Genomic DNA, 1,658 nt, shown 5'->3' with positions numbered 1-1,658 from the left:
CGCGGGCACCCCGCGCCCCCTTCATCGGCACAAAACGGCGCCACCCAACGCACCCACCGACACGTCGCCGCCACCGAACGCAAGAACGGGCGGGATGCCGCAGCACCCCGCCCGTCCCCGCGCCCGGGTCACGAGACCTCGACGGACTCCTTCGCGGTCGCGGCCTTCGCGCGGCGGCGGGCGAGCAGGCGGTTGCGCCCCGCGGCCAGCAGCACCACGAGCAGCACCGCGTAGATGGTGAGCACGATCGGCCCCTGCAGCAGGGTGGTCAGGTCGCCGTTGGCGCTCATCGCGGCATCCCGCAGGCTCGTCTCGGCCAGCGGCCCGAGCACCATGCCGATGATGAGCGGGGCGAGCGGGTAGTCGTGCGCCCGCATCACGAAGCCGAGCAGTCCGATCGCCAACAGCAGCAGCAGGTCGAACGTGGCACCCGAGGTGGCGTAGATGCCGAGTCCGCAGAACACCGCGATCGCGGCGTACAGGTACGGGCGGGGGATCAGCAGCAGCTTCGCCCACAGCATCGCGAACGGCAGGTTCAGCACCAGCAGCACGATCATCGCGATGAAGAAGCTCGCGATGAGCGCCCACACCAGGTCGGGCGAACGCTCGAACAGCAGCGGGCCGGGCTGCAGCCCGTACTGGCGGAACGCGGCGAGCATGATGGCCGCGGTCGCCGACACCGGCAGACCGAGCGCCAGGAGCGAACCCATCGCCATGCCCGTGGTCGAATTGCCCGCCGCCTCGGGCGCCGCGAGGCCGCGGATCGCCCCCTTGCCGAACATGGGGTTCCTTCGGCGCGCGTCGAGACGCTTCTCGAGGCCGTACGACAGGAACGTCGGGATCTCGGATCCGCCCGCGGGGATCACGCCGAACGGCAGGCCGATCGCCGTGCCGCGCAGCCACGCGGGAGCCGCCTCGCGGAACTCGCGCCGCGTCAGCCAGGGCCGCCCCGACGGCCGGACCATCGCCCGACCCCGCACGTGCCGCTCCAGCGCGGCGACGTGGATGACCTCGCCGAGGGCCAGGATGCCGACGGTCACCGTCACGAGCGAGATGCCGTCGAACAGGTTGGGCGAGTCCAGCGTGAAGCGCGGCGTGCCGGTGACGCCGTCGATACCGACCACCGCGATCCCGAGGCCCAGGAACAGCGAGGCCAGTCCCTTCGCGGCGTTGTCGGTGACGACCGACGAGGTCGCCGCGAACGCGAAGATCGCCAGGGCGAAGAACTCCGCCGGCCCGAAGCTGCTGGACAGCCCGGCCAGCAGCGGTGCAAAGAACACCAGCAGGGTTGCCGCGATCATGCCGCCGACGAAGGCGCCGATGGCCGCGGTGGCCAGGGCCTGCGCGGCCCGGCCGTTCAGCGCCATCTTGTGCCCCTCGAAGGTCGACGCGATCGCCGAGGCCTGACCGGGGGTGTTCATCAGGATGCCGGTCGTCGAGTCGCCGAACAGCCCGCCGAAGTACACGCCCGAGAACATGATGAACGCCGCGGTGGGGTCGAGCGAGAACGTCACCGGCAGCAGCAGCGCGACCGCCATCGACGAGCCCAGTCCCGGCATGACGCCGACGGCGGTGCCCAGGACGCAGCCGACGACGACCCAGATGAGGTTCTGCCACGTGAGAGCCCCGGCGAATCCCTCGCCGAGCAGGATCAGTGC

At 71.3% G+C, this 1,658-nt stretch carries 1 protein-coding gene; it reads right to left on the bottom strand.

From position 1 onward, the window contains the following. Positions 1–128: 128 nt before the first annotated feature. Positions 129–1,655, bottom strand: coding sequence for a tripartite tricarboxylate transporter permease (locus tag DBR36_RS07165; RefSeq protein WP_108318214.1), 1,527 nt, complete (start codon positions 1,653–1,655; stop codon positions 129–131). Between the last annotated feature and the right edge of the window lie 3 nt (positions 1,656–1,658).

Source organism: Microbacterium sp. HMWF026, assembly GCF_003061325.1.
Taxonomy (GTDB): Bacteria; Actinomycetota; Actinomycetes; order Actinomycetales; family Microbacteriaceae; genus Microbacterium; species Microbacterium testaceum_E.
Note: the sequence above shows the minus strand (reverse complement) of the source record. Positions and strands in the feature narration are given on the sequence as shown.